Annotated in this window: 1 protein-coding gene; it reads right to left on the bottom strand. The window is 39.8% G+C overall.

Annotated elements, in window-relative coordinates; translation table 11 throughout:
* Positions 1-474: IS110 family transposase (locus ABD031_RS13255; RefSeq protein WP_343852234.1), on the bottom strand; the 474-nt coding region annotated here is incomplete at its 3' end.
* Positions 475-722 lie beyond the last annotated feature (248 nt).

The following is a 722-nucleotide window of genomic DNA, read 5'->3' as shown; positions in this document are numbered from 1 at the left end:
TACCTCCTGTTTTAACTGCGACTTGAATTTTGCCAAATCCCTAACAATCAGGTCTCTTTCAGCCGAAAGGCGTTTTAACAGCTCGATACTTTTGGGTGTAGGAGTCAGCAGCGTCACTTTATCCTGATATCTCCTGGCATATTCCATAATTCGCAGGGCATCTGTTCGATCATTTTTCCCTCTAATCAGCCCCTGGGAATGAATGATTTTATAAGCAGACTCCATCCATAATTTGAGTCCAAGTTTGACTGATACATCAATTAACTTGTTTCCAAAATGTCCGGTATGTTCTGCACAAATCAGTGTCCTTTCCCATTCTATCTGACTTTCCTTTCTCAACTTATTCAATGCTCTCTCAATAATCTGACGGTCATTCTTAAGATTCAACTCGATCAGTACACCATCCTTAGTAGCTAATGCAAGATCAAGAGTGTCTTTACTGATGTCGATTCCAATGAAGTTTTCAAATTCCATGATGTTTTGTAATTTTAAAATGGACAATAAAACTGGAGGTTAAGAATCTGAACCGGAACCTAATAACCTTAACGTTGACAAGCTCTTATACAGGCCTTGGGTTCAGAGGGGAAGCAAGCTTCGAGCAGAGGGACGAATCTTATTCCTGGGCGTAGATGAGTCGCTTGTTTCCCTCTTAACCAAAAGAATTTACTGACTTTTTGAATACTCCAAAAACTTGGAATAGTCCAGTGCATAAATCTAAGGTG

Origin of the sequence: Algoriphagus jejuensis, from assembly GCF_039523455.1 — a bacterium.
GTDB lineage: Bacteria > Bacteroidota > Bacteroidia > Cytophagales > Cyclobacteriaceae > Algoriphagus > Algoriphagus jejuensis.
Note: the sequence above shows the minus strand (reverse complement) of the source record. Positions and strands in the feature narration are given on the sequence as shown.